The organism is Porphyromonas uenonis DSM 23387 = JCM 13868, from assembly GCF_000482365.1.
GTDB lineage: Bacteria > Bacteroidota > Bacteroidia > Bacteroidales > Porphyromonadaceae > Porphyromonas > Porphyromonas uenonis.
The window spans coordinates 24,863-44,533 of record NZ_AXVC01000023.1 but is presented as its reverse complement, the minus strand read 5'-3'; the positions used below and the strand labels follow the sequence as shown (position 1 = coordinate 44,533).

The window sequence follows — 19,671 nt, the reverse complement described above, 5'->3', positions numbered from 1 at the left end:
TTAGCAATTTGTCCAGTTCATATCGAGCAGCTCCGCACGAGCCGCATTGTACTCAGCAATCAATTGGTCGAAGATCTGAGCCACCGGTTGCACCTGCTCTATCTGCGCAGCCACCTGGCCAATCTCTAGCTCGCCCTCCGCCAGGTCCCCCTCGAAGATACCGCGCTTAGCCCTAGCCCGTCCGAGTAGCTCTCGTAGCTCATCGGCAGAGGCGCCCCGAGCTTGCAGGCTGGCCACCTGTTGGTAAAAGTCGTTCTTCAGCAAGCGTGTCGGAGCGAGCTCCTTGAGGGTCAATATCGTGTCCCCCTCGTCACTCTTGACGCACGCTTCCTTAAAAGCCGCATGCGCGCTACTCTCCTCACTCAGCGCAAAGAGCGTCCCGATCTGCACCCCCTCAGCACCTAGGCTCTGAGCCGCCAAGATAGAGCGCCCCGAAGCTATCCCGCCAGCCGCCACAAGGGGCAGGTCAATAGCCTGCGCCACAGCCGGTATCAGCGCCAGCGTCGTTGTCTCCTCACGACCGTTGTGACCACCAGCCTCAAAGCCCTCAGCAATCACCGCATCGACACCCGCCTCTTGGCACTTGACCGCAAACTTCGTACTGCTGACCACATGCATCACCTTGATACCGTGCTCATGGAGGAGAGGAGTAAAGCGCTTGGGACTACCCGCCGAGGTAACTACGATAGGCACCTGCTCCTCGATAATGATCTGGATCAACGTATCAATCTCAGGATAGAGCAGCGGCACATTAACCCCAAAAGGTCGATCCGTAGCCTCACGGCAACGGGCTATATGTTCGCGTAGCACCTCCGGGTACATCGAGCCAGCCCCCAGAAGGCCCAGTCCCCCCGCATTGCTCACAGCCGATGCCAGCCGCCAACCGCTACACCAGACCATACCGCCAGCGATGATCGGGTAGCGAATGCCTAGCAGGTCGCAGAGTCTATTCTTCATATTGTCTCAATTCAAAATTCAAACTTCCTGCACAAAGCTACGCAAATCAGCCCACATATCCGCCACCACAGGGCTGACGCATGATAACCAGTCGTCTAGAAGCTACACATGACGATAGCTAGGGATACACGGGTCGAATCCCTACAGAGTGTCTACGGAACCTCACGAATTATACCTTTCTCCCGAAGAATTGAATTCCTACCTAGGAAATAAAAAATTCTTCGGAGGAATCAAATGAAACTTCGGAGGAATCAAAAAATAAGTCCGAAGAATTTGCTCATTTCCTAGGTAGCAAATCAAAAATATCTACGGAGGAATTTGGGCAATTCCTAGGTAGGAATTGAAATGGACTCATTTTTATAATGCGTCAGACCTGTCCGCCCCATACGGCCACTCGTAGATTCAACTATCAAATACGACTGAATTGAATTCGTCGATCTTTTGACAAAAAAGCAGCCCACGCTCGCCCAACTATTGCGGACATAGAGATCTAGCCCTGCAAGTGCTGGGTTAAGCGTCTCTGCGATAGAGCCAATAAGAGAGAGACTCCCCTCGGTCGGATCGTATCCGGCTGAGGGGAGTCTCTTTTTCGTGTCGGGGGAGGGTTAGTCCCTCGGGGCATTATCTCCGACCGTAGCTGATCTGGAAGTAGAGCTCATACCGTCCACCGGCTTTTACGGTAAACATAGCTCCTCTGAGCGGTGTCTCTGGATCGAACTTCGTATTGTAAGCTACGTAAGCACTATCTCCTCCCAGCCTTGTAAACTTGGCATCCTCTGTGAAGCCATAGTGCTTTACGATCTCTAGTAGTGCATTTTGCTGCTCTAGATCCTGAGGATCGGTAAACGTGCTGGGATCTGCCATATAGTCCTTAGGGTATAATTTGTTTGGTATAAGCTGGATGTAGACAGGAGCCCCAGGGTCCTGTGGTGTGTGGTAGTAGACGAGCGCATCCATGCAGAACTGATATTGTTCGGGGATCTCCTTGCCATTTTTATCTAGCTTCCTAGGAGACTCAAAATAGTATAACACTTTACATTTAAGATCATCTTCGTAAGGCTTAAAGATCCAACCATAGGGGCGTAGAGCAGACTTAAAGAGGGCAATATTGTTTGGCTTGAAGTCTTTGAGCTCAGGAATGTATATAGGCGCAAAGAACTTCTGCTTATCGGCTGGTGCATCAATTCCTAGGTAGCGAGATTTGTCTACAGAAATTTTTTTGAGCACAGAGACTTTAGTGACCTTAGATACGTTTCCAGCGGTTGTCTTGATATCTGCAGTTCCCTCAGCAATAGCCTTGATAACTCCCTTAGCACATACGGTAGCTACTTGCGTATTTGAGGATTCAAAGGTCGGCTTGACACCCTTTGGGTAGACGGCTACTTCGAGCTCTTCTGTATCGCCGACTAGTAGCTCTAGCGATTCGGGGACGCTGATCTTTACATCAGCGGGTTTGTCCTTTTCCTTGCAGGCACCTAGTCCTATACAGCATATCAGTATGGTGACGAGGGTGATGAGTTTCTTTTGTGTCATGAGATTATAGTATTAAAGTGATGTGATTCAAACCAAATAGTGCTACAAAGATATAGCCTTTTCGGAAGCTATGCAAGTAGAGACTGTTGCAAAAGTCAACAGTCTCACAATCTTGCAAGCAAGATTGTCCTGACTTTGCAGAAAGGATGAAGCGCAAGGCGCTGAGGGTGAGGTCTGAAGGGAGCATACCTCCGTATGTGACCGAAGCCGAATCCCGAAAGCAACACAGCGATTCGCCTTTATGCAACAGTCTCAAGTAGAGGACGCACAACTTACAGGCTCTCTTGGCACTAAGACAATGATGCCAAGAGGCTTCCACGCTAATGTGGGGACAAAAGTCAGCTTTACCCTTGCGTGCGGATGCGATCGTCGAAAGCAGAGAGAGAAGCCTTGGCACCCTCGCCCATAGCGATCACCACCTGCTTGTAGGGGATGCTGGCACAGTCGCCTGCGGCATAGATACCAGGCACTGAACTGCGACAGTGGTCGTCGATGACGATCTCGCCCATGCGGTTGCGCTCAACCAAACCGTCGAAGACATCTGTATTCGCCTTGAGCCCGATCTGCACGAAGACCCCAGCGACAGCTAGCTCGAAGGGAGCACTCCCGTCACGGGGTGCTATGCGCAGTGCGGACACTTTGCTACCGTCGCCGATGACCTCTTCCGTTGCTACGTTCGTGTGGACTGTCACGTTCGGTAGCTTGGCCAGTTGCTCCTGTAGCACAGTGTCTGCTTTTAGGCTCTCCATAAACTCCAAAACGGTCACATGCTTGCAGATGCCCGCCAAGTCGATAGCCGCCTCAATGCCTGAGTTGCCACCGCCCACGACCGCTATATCTTGCCCCTTGAAGAACGGTCCATCGCAGTGAGGACAGAAGGCCACCCCGCGACCAATATGCTCCGCCTCACCTGGCACACCTAGCTTACGCCAGGAAGCTCCAGTGGCGATGATCACTTGCGGCGCCACGAGCGTCTCGCCGAGCGAAGTGACTACCTCCTTCTGGGTGTCGACCAGCTTGATCTGCTCGACATGTCTCTGCTCTAGTATCTCTACGTGGTAGTGTAGCACATGCTGGCGCAGATCTTCGGCGAGCTGCGTACCTGTCGTGTGAAGCACGGAGGGAACGTTTTCGATAGCCGTCGTCTCATTTACCTGACCACCCATGCGGTCCGCCACCAGTGCCACGTGCAGTCCCTTGCGAGCCGAGTATAGCGCAGCAGCTGCGCCAGCAGGGCCACCACCGATGACGATCTGGTCATACTCCTTGCGCGCTGCCGTGACGGATGATGGCTCCACTCCGACAGCATCGGCTAGCTTGCCGAGTAGCTCACCCAGCGAACTCTTGCCTATATGTAGCACCTGATCTCCCTGGTAGACCGTCGGTACGGCCGATATGTTTAGCTCCTTAGCCTCCTCCGTGTAGAGAGCTCCGTCGACCATCTCGTGGGTCACTCCCTCACCAGCGATGAGCGTGATTAGGTTAAGGCTCTGCACCACGTCGGGGCAGTTGGTACAGCTGAGCGAAATGTAGCTGCGCAGGTGAATAGGCTTGCGTAGCGAACGAATCTTCTCGCAGATCGCCGCATCGGGGAGGTTCTTCCCCTGACCATCCGCATTGTATATGGCCAATATCAGACTGCTAAACTCATGCCCCGAGGGGATCGCTCTAAAGGTTATCCCCGTGGGCTGGTCGTCACGCAGTATCTCCACGCTTAGCTTGTCGCCCACGCTCATCTCTAGAGATAGCTGTGGGGAGGTTGAGGCGAAGTCGCCGAGGAGCTGCTCTAGCTCGCCGTAGTGGTCGCCCTCGGGAGCCTTCGCTCTGAGCGTGTATCGATGCTTTAGCGAGGCAAAGATGCTTTGCAGTTGCTGTAGGGTATCTTGGTCTAGTCTCATGGTTGTGCTGTTTTTTAGAAAGAGTAGAGGGCTGTGCCACTCGTGTGAGTATACGACACAACCCTCTCGTCTTGATATGTGAGACTGTTGCAAAGTCAACAGTCTCACAATCTTGCTTGCAAGATTGTCTAGACTTTGCAGAAAGGATGAAACGCAAGGCGCTGAGGGTGAGGTCTGAAGGGAGCATACCTACGTATGTGACCGAAGCCGAATCCCGAAAGCAACACAGCGATTCGCCTTTATGCAACAGTCTCTTGTAGATCTAGGTGTTAGATCTTACCAACTAGGTCTATACTGGGCTTGAGGGTTGCATCGCCTTGTCTCCACTTAGCGGGGCACACCTCACCTGGGTGCTCATAGATAAACTGAGCAGCGCGCACCTTGCGCAGTAGCTCCTGAGCGTCACGGCCTATGCCGTTGTCATGGATCTCAGCCACACGCACCTTGCCGTCAGGATCAATGAGAAAAGTGCCACGATAAGCCTGCCCAGCCTCCTCGATCATCACGCCGAAGGCACGAGCCAACTCGAAGCGCATGTCAGCGAGCATCGTGTACTGCACCTTCTTGACCGCCTCGCTAGCATCCTGCCAAGCCTTGTGAACGAAGTGCGAGTCAGTGCTCACAGAGTAGATGTCCACGCCGATCTGCTGAAACTCAGCATAGTTGTCGGCAAGGTCAGCCAGCTCCGTAGGACATACGAAGGTAAAGTCGCCAGGATAGAAGAAGAGTACGCTCCAGCGCCCCTTGAGATCCTCGTTAGAGACCTCGTGAAAGCCCTTGGACTTGGTATATGCGGGTACTTTGAACTCTGGTAAGTTGCTGTTGATAATAGGTTGCATAGTCATTTGCATCTAAGTTTTGGATAAAGATTTATTGCCGTCGGTCGGACATCCCCACCAACAGCTACAAAGATAGGGGTAAGCCCCTGAAATAAAAAGCAAACCGCATACCTAGAACAAGGTATTTTCCTGAGAGCGAGTCCTTTCCTCTGGTGAAACAGGAGTTTCTTTCTTACCTATCACACTAAAGCTTCACCCGTATGGACATAGACTGCGCCCGTACGGAGAGGAAAGCCCTACTCCCGTAGAGCCTCCTAAATGGCTATTTAAGGTTTGCTAAATGAGAGCCCCTCGTTGGCCGAGTCAGTGAGACGAGACTCGCTATTGACTGGCTGACGGCTAGAGCTCTTGAGGCGCTTATTGCCGAGCGCTCCTACAAGTCATTAGTCGTCTTGCTGTTTTTACCGTGCTGAACTCGTGATAGATACGAGTTCCAAAAGTTGTTCCCCTCTTGGAACTTTTTAGTTCCAAGGGAGGAACTTTTCAGTTCCAGCGGAGGAACTCTTTAGTTCCAGCGGAGGAACTCTTAGGAGGGTGTGGGAGAGACGGCCTGTTTCCCGTTTGTTGTGGCACGAAGATGAGGAGACTGTTGCATAAAGGCGAATCGCTGTGTTGCTTTCGGGATTCGGCTTCGGTCACATACGGAGGTATGCTCCCTTCAGACCTCACCCTCAGCGCCTTGCGCTTCATCCTTTCTGCAAAGTTTGGACAATCTTGCTTGCAAGATTGTGAGACTGTTGCCTTTTGCAACAGTCTCATGAGGACAAGCACACAACAAAAGCCGTGTAGCTCGGATGGCTACACGGCTTTGCTATGTTGGGAAGCCTGCTGGGCTTACGCCACAGGCTCGGGATAGTCAGACAGACTAGGTGAGGTCTACGGCATGTACCTCTTCAGGCGTGGTGGGCTCGGGCTTGGCATCAAGGATGTCAGCGAGAGGACCGTAGTTGTTTTCCCACTCGGTAGATGAGATACGTACGTAGGTGCTGTAGCGCTTGTAAGCGGAGCGGAGTGACTCGTTGGCTAGCTCCTCAGCAATCTCTGGGTACATCTTGAAGAGTGAAGCGTAGCGTACCTCGCCCTTGAGGAAGTCCTTAAACTTCGTGAAGTCTGGCTCCTTGCTGTCGAGTACGAAGGGGTTCTTGCCCTCCTGCTCACGACGTGGGTCGTGGTGCCAGAGGTGCCAGTAACCACACTCTACGGCGCGCTTCTGCTCGTTCTGTGCATTGCCCATACCACCCTTGAGTCCGTGTGAGATACAGGGTGAGTAAGCGATCACGAGTGATGGACCCTCATAAGCCTCAGCCTCGCGGAGTACCTTGAGCGTCTGAGCGGGGTTGGCTCCCATAGCGATCTGAGCTACATAGACGTAGCCGTAGGTGGTCGCGATGAGACCTAGATCCTTCTTGCGGACACGCTTACCTGATGCGGCAAACTTAGCGATAGCGCCTAGAGGCGTACTCTTAGAAGACTGTCCACCCGTATTAGAGTAAACCTCTGTGTCGAGTACGAGGACGTTGACGTTCTTGCCCGAAGCGAGTACGTGGTCGAGGCCACCGAAGCCGATATCGTATGCCCATCCATCACCACCGATGATCCACTGTGAGGGCTTGACGAAGTGATGACGCAGGTTGTAGATGTAGTGCATGTGACCCTTAGACTCAGCATCGAGCAGAGGTAGGATCTTGTAGCTGAGCTGCTGTGAAGCATCGCCATCGAAGCGCTGCTCGACCCACTCGCTGAGTAGCTGGCGTAGCTCATCGCTAATAGGCTCCTTACCCTCCTCTAGGACCTCCTTGACGAGGTGCACGAGGCGGTTGCGGTTCGAGTTAGAGGCGATGTACATACCCATACCAAACTCAGCATTGTCCTCAAAGAGAGAGTTAGCCCATGCGGGGCCCTCGCCACGCTCATTGGTCGTGTAGGGAGTAGAGGGCGCTGAGGCTGAGTAGATAGAGGAGCAACCCGTAGCGTTTGCCACAACCTGACGAGTGCCGAAGAGTTGCGTTAGTAGCTTGACATAAGGTGTCTCACCACAACCAGAGCAAGCTCCAGAGTACTCAAAGAGAGGCTGTGCAAACTGCGAGTTCTTGACGTTGGACTGTACGTCGACCATGTAAGACTTGTTGGTCACCTGATGACGCATGTAGTCCCAGTCGCACTGCTTGTCGCGAACTTCGTTGAGGTGCACCATCTTGAGCGCCTTGCCCTGCTTATTGCCTGGACAGGTGTTGACGCAGTTGGCGCAACCGAGACAGTCGAGGTAGTTGACCTGAATGCGGAACTTGAGGCCAGCCTCCTTGAAGCCCTTGCCCGTAGCGTCGAGTAGCGCTACGTCGGTACCCTGAGCCTCCTTCTCGTTGAGTAGGAATGGACGGATCGTAGCGTGAGGACAGACGAAAGCGCACTGGTTGCACTGGATACAGTTGTCCTCGATCCATACAGGTACGAGGTCAGAGACGCCACGCTTCTCCGAGTCGGCCGTACCAGAGTCCCAGGTACCATCCTCGCGACCTGTGAAGGCAGAGACGGGGAGTGAGTCACCACGCTGAGCATTGATGACGCGTACCACGTTGCGTACGAAGTCGGTGTCGCCAGCATGCTCGACTGCAGGCTCGTCGGGTAGGTTAGCCCACTCAGCCTTGACGGGAACCTGGATAACGTTGGCTCCCTCGTCGACAGCTGCGAAGTTCTTATTGACAATCTCCTCACCCTTGCGAGAGTAAGACTTGACGATGAACTTCTTCATCTGCTCTACGGCTAGATCGTAAGGGATGACGCCAGAGATCTTGAAGAAGGCACTCTGCAGGATCGTGTTAGTGCGGTTGCCTAGACCAATGCGCTGAGCGATCTCGGTAGCGTTGATCATGTAGAAGGAGATCTCGTTCTCAGCGAGGTAACGCTTGATGTGGTTAGGTAGGTGCTCCTCGATGCTGTCTAGATCCCAGACAGAGTTGAGGAGGAACGTACCACCCTTGCGAAGACCTGCGAGGACGTCGTACATGCGTAGATAAGCGGGTACGTGGCAAGCGACGAAGTTGGGGCGTACGACTAGATAGGTACTACGGATGGGCTGATCGCCGAAGCGTAGGTGAGAGGCGGTAAAGCCTCCGCTCTTCTTAGAGTCGTAAGCGAAGTAAGCTTGGCAGTACTTGTTGGTGTTTTCGCCAATGATCTTGACGGAGTTCTTATTTGCACCGACCGTACCATCAGCACCTAGTCCGAAGAACTTAGCCTCGTAAGCATCGCTCTCGAGCTCGACCTCCTTGCCTAGAGGAAGAGACTTGAAGGTAACGTCGTCGACGATACCAACGGTGAACTGATCCTTTGGCTCGTTCATCGCTAGATTGTCAAAGACGGCGATGATCTGAGCGGGTGTCGTGTCCTTGCTTGATAGACCGTAGCGACCGCCTACAACTAGCGGAGCGTTGGGCTGTGTGTAGAGAGCGTTCTTGACATCGAGGTAGAGCGGATCCCCAGCGGCTCCTGGCTCCTTGGTACGATCGAGGACAGCGATACGCTTGACGCTCTTGGGTAGCGCACCGAGGAAGTGCTCTACGCTGAATGGACGATAGAGGTGTACGGCTACAAGTCCTACCTTCTTGCCCTGAGCGCGTAGGTAGTCGATAGACTCGCGGATGGCCTCTGTGGCAGAGCCCATAGCGATGACGACGTGCTCAGCCTCGGGGTCTCCGTAGTAGTCAAAGAGGTGGTAGTGACGTCCCGTGATCTCAGCCAGCTGATCCATATAGTCCTGTACGATAGCGGGGACTGCATCGTAGAAGGGGTTGGACGCCTCACGAGCCTGGAAGAAGATGTCGCCGTTCTGAGCAGTACCACGTACTACAGGAGCATGGGCACTGAGTGCACGCTCACGGAACTGACGCAGAGCCTTCTGGTCAATGAGTGGCTCGAGGTCCTCATTAGAGAGGTACTCGATCTTCTGGATCTCGTGTGATGTGCGGAAGCCATCGAAGAAGTGGATGAAAGGTACGCGGCTCTTGATCGCTGTGAGGTGAGCTACAGCTGCAAGGTCCATGACCTCCTGTACAGAGCCCGTGCAGAGCTGTGCAAGGCCAGTCATACGAGCGCTCATCACGTCCTGATGATCACCGAAGATAGAGAGAGCCTGCGAAGCGATCGTACGAGCAGCTACGTGGTAGACACCTGGGAGTAGCTCACCAGCCACCTTGTACATATTAGGTAGCATCAGGAGCAGACCCTGAGATGCAGTAAAGGTGACACCGAGAGCACCAGCCTGTAGTGCACCGTGCATAGCGCCAGCAGCACCAGCCTCACTCTGCATCTCCTGTACCTCGACGATCTCGCCGAAGATGTTCTTCCGCTTGGCAGCTGCCCACTCATCGACATACTCCGCCATCGTGGAGGAGGGGGTGATAGGGTAGATAGCAGCTACCTCGCTAAACATGTAGGCGACGTGTGCGGCCGCTTGGTTGCCGTCACAGGTCATTGTCTTTTTAGTTGGATTAGCCATTTCTGTGTATTGGTATTGATTTTTCCCTTGTGTGTTGTTGTCTGTATGTTGCTTTAGTAGATAAAGCCAAAGAGCCATAGTGGGATGACATTGTCATGTCCCATGGGGATGCCTTGCACTGCGTAGTAGCGGTCGGGACGATAGCGCCCACCCAGCTCCTTGTCAATGCGAAATTCATAAGTCTCGTCCAGTACGAAGTGTACCTGTGCCCGCCCACCAGCATTGACTTGGTGTGCATGATGTAGGTGCGTCAGGAAGAAGGTGGAGTAAAGCTCAGGACTAGTCACCGGCTCGGGGACGAGTGCATAGCCTATGTTGGTGTTTTGCAGATAGCACATGGCCGGCTTGCGTGTGGTCGCCTCAGAGCCTACACGATATAGCTGTGTGACGAGACCCGCATCGGAGAGGATGTGCATATAGTTGGAGATGGTAGCACGCGAGGCGCTGATCATCTGCGAGAGCTGAGAGACGTTGGGCGAGGTGGGTGCCGTGCGTCCCAGTTCGTAGAGTAGTCTACGTAGCTTGGGTAGCAGACGCTGGTCTAGATTGCGCAGGAAGCTCACATCGACCTCCAGCATCATGTTGATATTCTTCAGGAGATTCTCCGAGTAGTTGCGATCCTCGAGGAAGAAAGGGTAGTAGCCGTGGTGTGTATAGTCCGCTAAGTAGTTGAGCGGATTGACCATCCCCATGATCTCACGAGAGATGGTCTCGTGGTTCTTCAAGATCTCCTCTAGCGAGAGCTGCGGGAGGTCTAGTCCCGTCTTGAGCTGGATGAACTCACGGAGCGAGAAGCCGTCTAGCCGATAGACCGCTCCTGGTAGTTGCTCCTCGATGGGGAGCGCCGAGTCGTACTGCACGATTGAAGTGGTGTAGATGATCTGCAGGTCTGGCATCAAGTGCGTACAGGTCAGCAGATCCTCATGCCACGAGGGGTACTTATATATTTGGTCTAGCAGCAGGTGCCGCCCGCCATGATCGTAGAAGCCCTTGGCAAAGTCTACAAGCGTCTCGCTGGTAAAGAGGAAGTTGTTCAGATTGACGTAGAGACACTTCCTATTGAGTAACCCAAAAGTCCTCGCAGCATAGTCCAGTAGGAAGGTGGTCTTGCCCACGCCACGACAACCATAGATACCGATCAGCTGGGCGGAGAAGTCAATCTCGCCAAAGAGGCTGCGCTGTATCGGATTGCTCAGATTACGCAGCAGGTAATCGTGTGTTCTATAGAGTGCTTCCACTACTTTGTCGTTGAGGTTTTAATTCGGTACCTATATCTTGGTAGCGCAAAGGTACACAAACTTCCGTAATTGACAAGTGCTCTTGGCAAAAATCTTCATGTTTTGAGTGAACTGCCCCGTTCAGATGACAAGTTACCCACAGAAGACTACCAATGAGTAGGCACCGATTACCACTTGTTAGCTACTTCCCAACCGCTTCACCTAGAGCTGCTTGGAGTTTCCTCGGTATGAAACTGAAGTTTCTCCTGTATGAAACTAGAGTTTCTTCCGTATGAAACTAGAGTTTCTTCCGTATGAAACCAAGTCATGGAGCCTATAGTTGCCGATCTTCACGGAGGAATTGCCAAATAGCTAGCGAGAAAACGAACATTTCCCACGGAGGTCCGAAATAAAAGTTCGGAAGAACGAAATGAAACTTCGGAAGAATGAAATGGAAGTTCGGAAGAATTTGTCGATTCCTCCGTGGAGATACCCGATTTCCTCGTGAGGAAAACGAGAATCATTGTGAATGGCGGAGTAATCAGGGGCGGGCAGTAATGCTACGTAGCTCCTAAAAAAACCGTTATAATGCGTCAGTCCTGCTGATTATAAAAGTCTCCACGAAGTTTTTCCCTACATTTGCAACTACGTTGCGCTTGGCGCTGGAATGTATGCAGTTTTTCAGATGAAGAAGATCGTGTATGTATGGACTAGACTGTATTATGGTCTATTCTTTTACCATAGTTGGACTCAGAGATTGATCCATAAAGCAGTTTGGATTATTCCAATTCGCTTTCTGTGCAAACTGGGGCTACTGAACAAAAAGAAATACGACAGGTTAAACAAGGACGTAGCAAGAAGTCTGACAGACGAAAGGCTCAGCATAGTAATACTGATTTCAGATGCGACCATGTTGGCCTTTACTGCACTCATTGTATATACAATTGCAAATCTAATCTCTTTACTAATACCGAGAGCATCGTTAGCACATCTAGATAGAGCTACATTGATATTGGTTACGTCTATTTTGATTGTGCCAATCAACTACTTTACTTTATGGAGAAAAGACAAGTATCTAGAGCTCTTCAAAGAGTTTCACAACTCATCTTCGCTAAGAAACTGGACTTGGGCAATTATCAGTATAAGTAGTGTGATTCTTGCCTTGTTGTTGTTTATCTTGAGCTTACACTTGATGTAGTAGCTAATATTGCTGTCCGATGAAGTAGGAGGCTCTTCATCCGACAGCAATAACTCTAGACCTTGTCCAGCTCTTCCATCAGCGCTCTCCTCTGACCGTAGGAATGTCTCAACTGGCTGATAACTGCATCGGCCTTATCTCTAGCTCCTAGCTTGATCATTCTACGAATATATCTGCAAGCTGTGCGATAATGGTCTCTTCCTACGTGATCCTTGACGTACCTTATGATACGCTCTGCGTAGAGATCTGCTAGCTCGTTAGGGTAGTGCTTTGCAAGGGGATTTTCGTACTTCGCTAGCTGGTCTAAGTTGCGCTCTTTCTTTACTAAGTCTAAGAGCCTGCTCCACCACTCCTCTCGTATGAAGATTGAGGCTACTAAGTCGGTCCTATAGTATGGCTTTCGCTCCATAGCCTCTTGGATAATGGTCTCAACAAAGTCGGTCCATTGCTTGGGCTGTACCGTCGCTTGGAGTATCTGATAGTAGTCTCGCTTGGGGTTGTGGCTTTCCAGTAAGAGGTATCGAGCATAGAGAATAATTCTCTCGGTATCGTTTTGGCTCTCGGCAATCTTCAAGAGCCAGTCATACCAGTCGATAATTAGTCCAGGGAACCCAAAGTCTTGCTCTATGCCATCATTGGCTAAGGCGGTAGCCTTCTCGTAATCTTTTTGATCCAAAGCGTCTTGGATAGCTCGCGCTCTGAAGCTTGGGTTGTCTATGTTTTGCTCGAGATACCTCTGAGCGACTTCAGTTCCCTTCTTCTCTAATAAGATGCAGTACTTGATCTTTTGAACCTCCTTTATCTCATACTCATCGGATTCAGGTATGCTATTTATTCGCTTAAAGATCTCCTCCACTTCGCCCTCTGTATCTAGGATACAAGCCGCAAGCTGTAAGAGACCAATATGCCAATCCCACCCCGCGAAGGTACGCTGGTCAAAAGAGGTGAAGCAATACTTGAGGATTAGTCTCCTTATACCTTCAGATGGCTCTTCAGATGCAATAGCGGAGAGTGTGTTGTAGGCTGCGTAAATAGCGTTTCCTAGGGCCCCCTCTCTGTCGTCCGCACACAGCAAGGCTGAGATCAACTCATCCATTATGGCGGTGCAAATGAAGAAGGCACTCTTGTGGTTGCCCTGGTTTAGATAACGCTCTGCTAAGCTTAGCATAGGGCTTATCTCTTTGCTGATATACTTAGCTCCAGACGAATTTATATATCCGTATTTACCACGGGCGACCTTGATTGGTGCCTTGACCTGCTTGGCGTATAGCGCTTTTGACTCGTTGGGATTGTACTGAGCAAAGGAGGCAAGCAGTAAGTCTCTAAATAAAGAGTCCTTAGTGGCTTGCTCACGGACGAATAGGGTCAGCTCGTCAAGAGTCACCTTATCAAGCAAATCGTCAACCTGCTGAGCGATAGTCTTGCGCTTGGAGGGCTTAAACGATGAGGCTTTTGCCTTTTTGGTGCTTCCCTTCTTTGTGTTCTGAGTAAGTTCTAGCTCCTCTTGCTCTAGATAAAAGATCACTGCAGCAACGTGCTCGCAGACGGACCCCATGTCGTAAGGGCAGTCGCACGAGTGCTCTGTGATAACACCATTTCTGATGGAGAGCTTTACGGTGTAGTCTTCGGACCCCTCTACGACTGCTTCGTAATCGCCTGGGCGAATCTCTGCAGGCTCGTGAACTAACCCTTTCTTAAAGTACGAGAGTCCTCGCTTTAAGATGGGTTCGTCGATGTACTCTTCGAAGTGGCTGAGAGGGATTTCCATTGGGGTGGGGTGGCTAGCAAGCGTGGCGCTTAGAGCGTAGCGCCAAGCTGCTTGAGCTGCTGCTGTACTTCGTCGATGCGTAGCAGGGCGTCGCTCTCTTTCTTGCGCTCGAGGGCGACAACTTCGGGCTTGGCATTGGCGACAAACTTCTCGTTGGAGAGCTTCTTGCGAACTCCTGCGAGAAACTTCTCCTGATGCGCTAGCTCGCCACGCAGACGCTCCACGGTTTTCTCCACATCAATGGCGCCTGCCAGCTCGACAGAGTAGGGGACTGTGCCGATGATGAAGTGCTCGGCCGTATGCTCTTCCGACTGATGCGCATCCGCCTTGGTGAAGGTAGAGAGATTGGCCAGCTTGATGACTAGCTCGCTCAGACGCTCGGGGTGCTCGCCAGTGGTGGTGAGCGCGAGCGACTGCTTGGTCGCTATCTGATGCGCACTGCGTATGCTACGTATCTTGGTGATTAGCTCGACGGCATGCTCCATATCGGCGAGTAGCTGCTTGTCAGCCTGCAGCGTGTCGTCTAGATGAGCGTACATGATGGAGTCGCCCTCCTGGCGAGGTGCTACGTCCTGCCAAAGCTCCTCCGTGATGAACGGCATGAAGGGATGCAGCAAGATGAAGATTTGCTCGAAGTAGTGAATCGTTCGCTCGTAGACGTCACGGCTCATGCTGGTGCCGTAGGCGGGCTTGATAGCCTCTAGATAAAGGCCGGAGAAGTCGTCTCTGACGAGCTTGTAGAGGAGCGTGACGGCATCGCTGATGCGGTACTTGTCGAAGAGGTCGTCTAGCTCGCTCATCGTCGAGGCGAGTAGCGACTCGAACCACTCCATAGCTATCAGGCTAGCTGCGTCTGGCTTGACTTCTTCGGAGACACTTTGCGTTTTGAGGAAGCGGTAACTATTCCAGATCTTATTGCAGAAGTTGCGTCCCTGCTCCACAAGGCTCTCGTCGTAGAGAAGGTCATTGCCGGCAGAAGTGGCCATCATAAGTCCTAGGCGCACGCCATCGGCACCGTACTTGTCCATTAGGTCAATGGGGTCTGGCGAGTTGCCGAGCGACTTAGACATCTTGCGTCCTTTGTCGTCACGAACGATACCGGTTAGGTAGACCTTGTCAAAGGGGCGATCACCCATAAAGTGGTACCCCGCCATGATCATACGGGCTACCCAGAAGAAGAGGATGTCAGGCCCTGTGACTAGGACGGAGGTGGGGTAGAAGTATTTGAGGTCTTCTGTAGGCTCGGAGCCGTCGATCTTGCCAAAGAGGCTGATAGGCCATAGCCAAGAGGAGAACCATGTGTCGAGACAGTCTGACTCCTGGTTGAGCTGTTCGAGGGTTAGGCTGTTGTCGCCGGTCTCTTGCTTAGCTTTTGCCAAAGCCTCCTCGGCGGTAGCGGCTACGACGAACTGACCGTTGGGCAGGTAGTAGGCTGGTATGCGATGTCCCCACCAAAGCTGACGGCTGATGCACCAGTCCTTGATGTTCTCCAGCCAATAGCGATAGGTGTTGACAAACTTCTTGGGCACGAGCTGTACGGAGTCTTCGAGAACTGCCTGTAGAGCGGGCTTGGCTAGTTCGGACATCTTGAGGAACCACTGCATCGATAGCTTTGGCTCGATAGCTACATCGGTGCGCTCGCTGTAGCCGACGCGGTTGTTGTAGTCCTCCTCGTGGTCGAGCAAGCCAGCCTCTTTGAGGTCTGCAACGATCTCCTTGCGGACGACGAAGCGGTCTTTACCTGCGTACTTGCCGCCGTGCTCATTGAGCGTGCCGTCGTTGTTGAAGATGTCGATCGTCTCCAGCTGGTGCGTGATGCCGAGCTGGTAGTCGTTGATGTCGTGGGCGGGAGTGACCTTCAGACAGCCCGTACCGAACTCTAGGTCTACGTACTCATCCTCGATGATCGGGACGGAGCGACCTACGAGCGGGACGATGACCCGCTTACCACGCAGATGGTGGTAGCGAGGATCTGTCGGGTTGATACAGACGGCCGTGTCGCCCATAATCGTCTCGGGGCGCGTCGTAGCTACGACGATGTAATCCTCTGTGCCCTCGATGAAGTAGCGAAGGTAGTAGAGCTTGCCCTGATGCTCCTTGAAGATAACCTCCTCGTCCGAGAGTGCCGTCTGTGCCTTGGGGTCCCAGTTGACCACGCGTACGCCACGGTAGATGAGTCCCTCGTCGTAGAGCTTGCAGAAGACATTGATGACCGACTCCGAGCGCTCCTCATCTAGTGTGAAGGCTGTGCGACTCCAGTCGCACGATACGCCTAGTCTGCGTAACTGGCTGAGGATGATGCCACCATACTTGTCGGTCCACTCCCAGGCATGCTTGAGGAAGTCCTCTCGTGTGAGCTGATTCTTCTGAATACCTTGCTTAGCAAGCTGATCTACCACCTTAGCCTCCGTAGCGATCGAGGCGTGGTCGGTGCCAGGCACCCAGCAAGCGTTGTAACCCGCTATGCGAGCACGACGGATGAGGATATCCTGGATCGTATTATTGAGCATGTGCCCCATGTGTAGCACGCCCGTCACATTGGGCGGGGGCATGATAATCGTGTAGGGCTTCTTGGTGTGATCCACATGTGCCTCAAAGAGCTTGTGGTCTAGCCAATACTGGTACCACTTAGTCTCGACACCTGCGGGATCGTAGACACTAGTTATCTGAGAAGTGATAGAATCGTCTTGCATTGCTTATAGTCTGTCGTGATATTTGCGTACAAAGGTACTGAAATATCACTCCTTGATACCCAAACGCTCGAGGAATCGTTGACGAGAGACGATAAAACGCTCATGCGTAGCCTGAGCCACGATGCCAGCTTGGTCGGTTGCCTCGATGGCAAAGGTGAGTTTGCGCCCCTCTATCGATGAGAGCTGAGCTGTGACCGTGATCGCCTCTCCGATGGGTGTCGCGTGCTGGTGGTCGGTCGTAATCATTGTGCCGACAGTCGTCGAGCCATCCTCAGTATAGTTGCGAGCGAGGAGCATAGCTGCGTTCTCCATAAAGGCGATCAGTGCAGGCGTGGCGAGGACAGGCATATCGCCCGATCCTATCTCAGCGGCACTGTGCTTAGGCTCAATGATGTATTGCTTCGTTAGGGTAGTTGCTTTATTATCCATAGTCATATATCGATTACTGGTTGTCGTAAGTTATGGTGTTGCCGTCGGGGCTTAGACGGTAGGTGCGGTGCTCCTCCGCCACGTAGCAGGAAGGACCTTCGGAAAAGTCTAGCTTGTGTCCCTCCTGGCTCACCCAGCCGATCTGGCGAGCGGGATTGCCCACGACAAGAGCGTAGGGAGCCACGTCACGGATCACGACCGTGCCTGCTCCAATCATAGCGTAAGCGCCAATCTTGACGCCACAGAGGATGGTCGCATTGGCTCCGATAGAGGCCCCTCTACCTATATATGTAGGGCGAAACTCGTGCTTTCGTGAGACTGCCGCACGTGGGTTGATCACGTTGGTGAAGACGCACGAAGGTCCCAGGAAAACCTCCTCTTCGCAATGAACTCCTGTGAAGAGCGTGACATTATTCAGGACACGGCATCGGTCGCCTAGATGAACACGTGGCTGGACGACTACGTTTTGTCCCAGATGGCACTGCTCCCCGATGAAGGCATCGTGCATGATGTGGCAGAAGTGCCAGATAGTCGTGCCAGTGCCAATGTGAGCTCCCTCGTCAATGATCGTTGTAGGGTCTATGTAGCCAGTCTCGGTAGTACGGGAGGGGTGGGGCATAGCGGTGGTGCGTTGGGTGATTACTTGATCAGCGACTCGAGAGCGTTGAGATCTGAGCGATAAGCTGCTGAGACCTCCGCCTGATCCTCTACCACCTTGCAACTGTGTAGCACGGTAGCGTGAGAGCGACCACCGAGCAGTTCGCCGATAGCGCTGAGCGACTGATCCGTATAGCGCTTCGCAAAGTACATAATTAACTGTCTCGCCTGAGCCACGTCAGCCTTTCTCGAGCGGCTGCGCACCAGTTCTATCGGCACGTGAAAGTATTCGCACACAGTCTTCTCAATCATGGAGACAGTGATCTCTTTTTTCTCCTGCTTGACCGTCTGGCTGACGATCTTCTTGACGAAAGAGGAGGTGATGTCACACCCTTCCACCGCTGCGCGGGTGATAAGCGAAAAGAAAACTCCCTGCAGACCACGTATGCTACTCGTCACCGTGCGAGCTATGTAGTCGATCATCTCTCGGGGCAGTATGCTACCGCTCTCCTCGCTCTTGTGGCGGAGGTACTCCTTGCGCAGGTCGTAGTCAGGGCGCTCTATCTCTATCGTCAGGCTACCCGCTATGCGTGAGATAAGACGCTCCTCAAGCCCCGCAAGGTTGACGGGTGCCGTATCGCTCGTCAGGACGATCTGCTTGCCCAGCATGTAGAGGTGGTTGAAGACCTGGAAGAAGGTAAGCTGTGTCTTCTTCTTGGCAATCAGCCCCTGTATATCGTCGATGATGAGGACGTCTATCTGCTGGTAGAAGTTGATAAAGTCATTGGTCGTATTGGCTCTTGTGGCAGCAACGTACTGCATCTCAAACATATGAGAGGAGACGTATAGTACCTTTAGGTCAGGGTAAAGCTCTCTGATCCGCAGCCCGATGGCGTGGCAAAGGTGCGTCTTGCCAACCCCCGAAGGTCCATAGATAAAGCAGGGATTGAGGGCACCTTGTCCAGGCTTCTCGGCGATAGAGCGTGCGATGGAGCTGGCGGTGCGATTGGACTCTCCCTGATAGTAAGTGGCAAAGCTGAGCTGAGGCTTGAGCTGAGAGTCAAAGTCTGGCAGCTGACGAGGTTCACTCTTTAGCGCCGGAGCTGCACCGTTTGCACTGACTGCATAGGCGCCAGCAGCACCGTAGGCATTGCTGGCATAGCTCTGCGTGGGGAGCGTCACGGACGAGTTCTTACGATGAGAGGCTGCGCTGTCTACAACTGCTTTGTACTTGAGGACTACATTAGGACCGACGATACGCTGGAGCACCTGCTTGAGCTCATTGATGAAGTGTGTCTCGATGTACTCGCAGAAGAACTGACTAGGCACACCAAGCGTCATCTCCACTCCGATGAGTGAGACCGGCTTGATGTGTGGAAACCAAGCTTTGTAGACCTCTGGCTGTATCATCGCCTGGAGGAGGACTGTACACTCAGACCACGCCCGCAGGGCAGCTTCTCTGTCAGTCATATTAAGTAGTCAAATATATGATAGTAGTCGATGTAAAATGAGACTGTTACCTTTGCAACAGGATAAGCGTAAACCACCCAAGAGGAAGTACCTCTGTGAGGGGTTACTTTTTCACTTGCAAAGATCCTAACTTTGTCGATGCCGTGCAACAGGACAAAACGACAAAAGCACCTCTCTATCCGCCTATCTGTATTGTTGTCAAAGAGTTAGAACATAGAGTTATTGACAACCAAGCACTTTATCCTAATAGACTGTTGATTAGCACATTACAAGGCGTATCACATGATGCCAACAGAGTAATAAACAGTCAAGAGCAAGAGCTATCTAGGACGTTACGAACCAGTTACGAGAGGGGGCGTCAGGTAGTCTCATCATGTGACTACAAAGTTATATCAGCTCCGAACTTAGGGGTCTAAGTGATGACAAATCTCTAACAATTCTATTACAGGAAGTTAGATCTTTTTAATCTCTTGGGGGACGAATCGTTCAGTTCCTCTTATGTCAATCTGAGCGGTGCCGTATGAGTCAACGGCTCCAAGGGATGGGTATAGATTTTCCTCCGTATGAAAATGGATTT

Annotated in this window: 11 protein-coding genes; all 11 read right to left on the bottom strand. The window is 52.3% G+C overall.

The window, feature by feature from the left end; translation table 11 throughout:
* Positions 1 to 957 carry an NAD(P)H-dependent flavin oxidoreductase gene (locus L215_RS0101590; RefSeq protein WP_027451234.1) on the bottom strand — a complete coding sequence of 319 codons (957 nt, stop codon included), beginning with the start codon at positions 955 to 957 and terminating at the stop codon, positions 1 to 3.
* A 621-nt stretch (positions 958 to 1,578) separates the two neighbouring features.
* Positions 1,579 to 2,490, bottom strand: coding sequence for an Ig-like domain-containing protein (locus L215_RS0101585; protein WP_025883782.1), 912 nt, complete (start codon positions 2,488 to 2,490; stop codon positions 1,579 to 1,581).
* 344 nt (positions 2,491 to 2,834) lie between these two features.
* The gene (gene ahpF / locus L215_RS0101580; protein ID WP_027451233.1) at positions 2,835 to 4,388 is read right to left on the bottom strand and encodes an alkyl hydroperoxide reductase subunit F; all 1,554 of its coding nucleotides are present in this window, start codon (positions 4,386 to 4,388) and stop codon (positions 2,835 to 2,837) included.
* Between the two features lie 269 nt (positions 4,389 to 4,657).
* Positions 4,658 to 5,227: an alkyl hydroperoxide reductase subunit C gene (ahpC, locus tag L215_RS0101575; protein WP_025883180.1), complete on the bottom strand. Its 570-nt coding sequence runs from the start codon at positions 5,225 to 5,227 to the stop codon at positions 4,658 to 4,660.
* An 865-nt stretch (positions 5,228 to 6,092) separates the two neighbouring features.
* Positions 6,093 to 9,722: a pyruvate:ferredoxin (flavodoxin) oxidoreductase gene (gene nifJ / locus L215_RS0101570; protein ID WP_027451232.1), complete on the bottom strand. Its 3,630-nt coding sequence runs from the start codon at positions 9,720 to 9,722 to the stop codon at positions 6,093 to 6,095.
* 53 nt (positions 9,723 to 9,775) lie between these two features.
* Positions 9,776 to 10,960 (bottom strand): AAA family ATPase, encoded by a 1,185-nt coding sequence (locus L215_RS0101565; protein WP_025883181.1) that lies wholly within the window; start codon positions 10,958 to 10,960, stop codon positions 9,776 to 9,778.
* Between the two features lie 1,232 nt (positions 10,961 to 12,192).
* Positions 12,193 to 13,905 carry an SWIM zinc finger family protein gene (locus L215_RS0101555; protein WP_025883183.1) on the bottom strand — a complete coding sequence of 571 codons (1,713 nt, stop codon included), beginning with the start codon at positions 13,903 to 13,905 and terminating at the stop codon, positions 12,193 to 12,195.
* A gap of 29 nt (positions 13,906 to 13,934) precedes the next feature.
* Positions 13,935 to 16,598 carry a valine--tRNA ligase gene (locus L215_RS0101550; protein ID WP_025883184.1) on the bottom strand — a complete coding sequence of 888 codons (2,664 nt, stop codon included), beginning with the start codon at positions 16,596 to 16,598 and terminating at the stop codon, positions 13,935 to 13,937.
* A gap of 45 nt (positions 16,599 to 16,643) precedes the next feature.
* Positions 16,644 to 17,027 carry a thioesterase family protein gene (locus L215_RS0101545; protein WP_025883186.1) on the bottom strand — a complete coding sequence of 128 codons (384 nt, stop codon included), beginning with the start codon at positions 17,025 to 17,027 and terminating at the stop codon, positions 16,644 to 16,646.
* A 13-nt stretch (positions 17,028 to 17,040) separates the two neighbouring features.
* Positions 17,041 to 17,646, bottom strand: a complete 606-nt coding sequence (locus L215_RS0101540; RefSeq protein WP_025883188.1) for an acyltransferase — start codon at positions 17,644 to 17,646, stop codon at positions 17,041 to 17,043.
* Positions 17,647 to 17,666: 20 nt separating this feature from the next.
* On the bottom strand, positions 17,667 to 19,094 hold the full coding sequence (dnaA, locus tag L215_RS0101535; RefSeq protein WP_027451230.1) for a chromosomal replication initiator protein DnaA: 1,428 nt from the start codon (positions 19,092 to 19,094) through the stop codon (positions 17,667 to 17,669).
* Between the last annotated feature and the right edge of the window lie 577 nt (positions 19,095 to 19,671).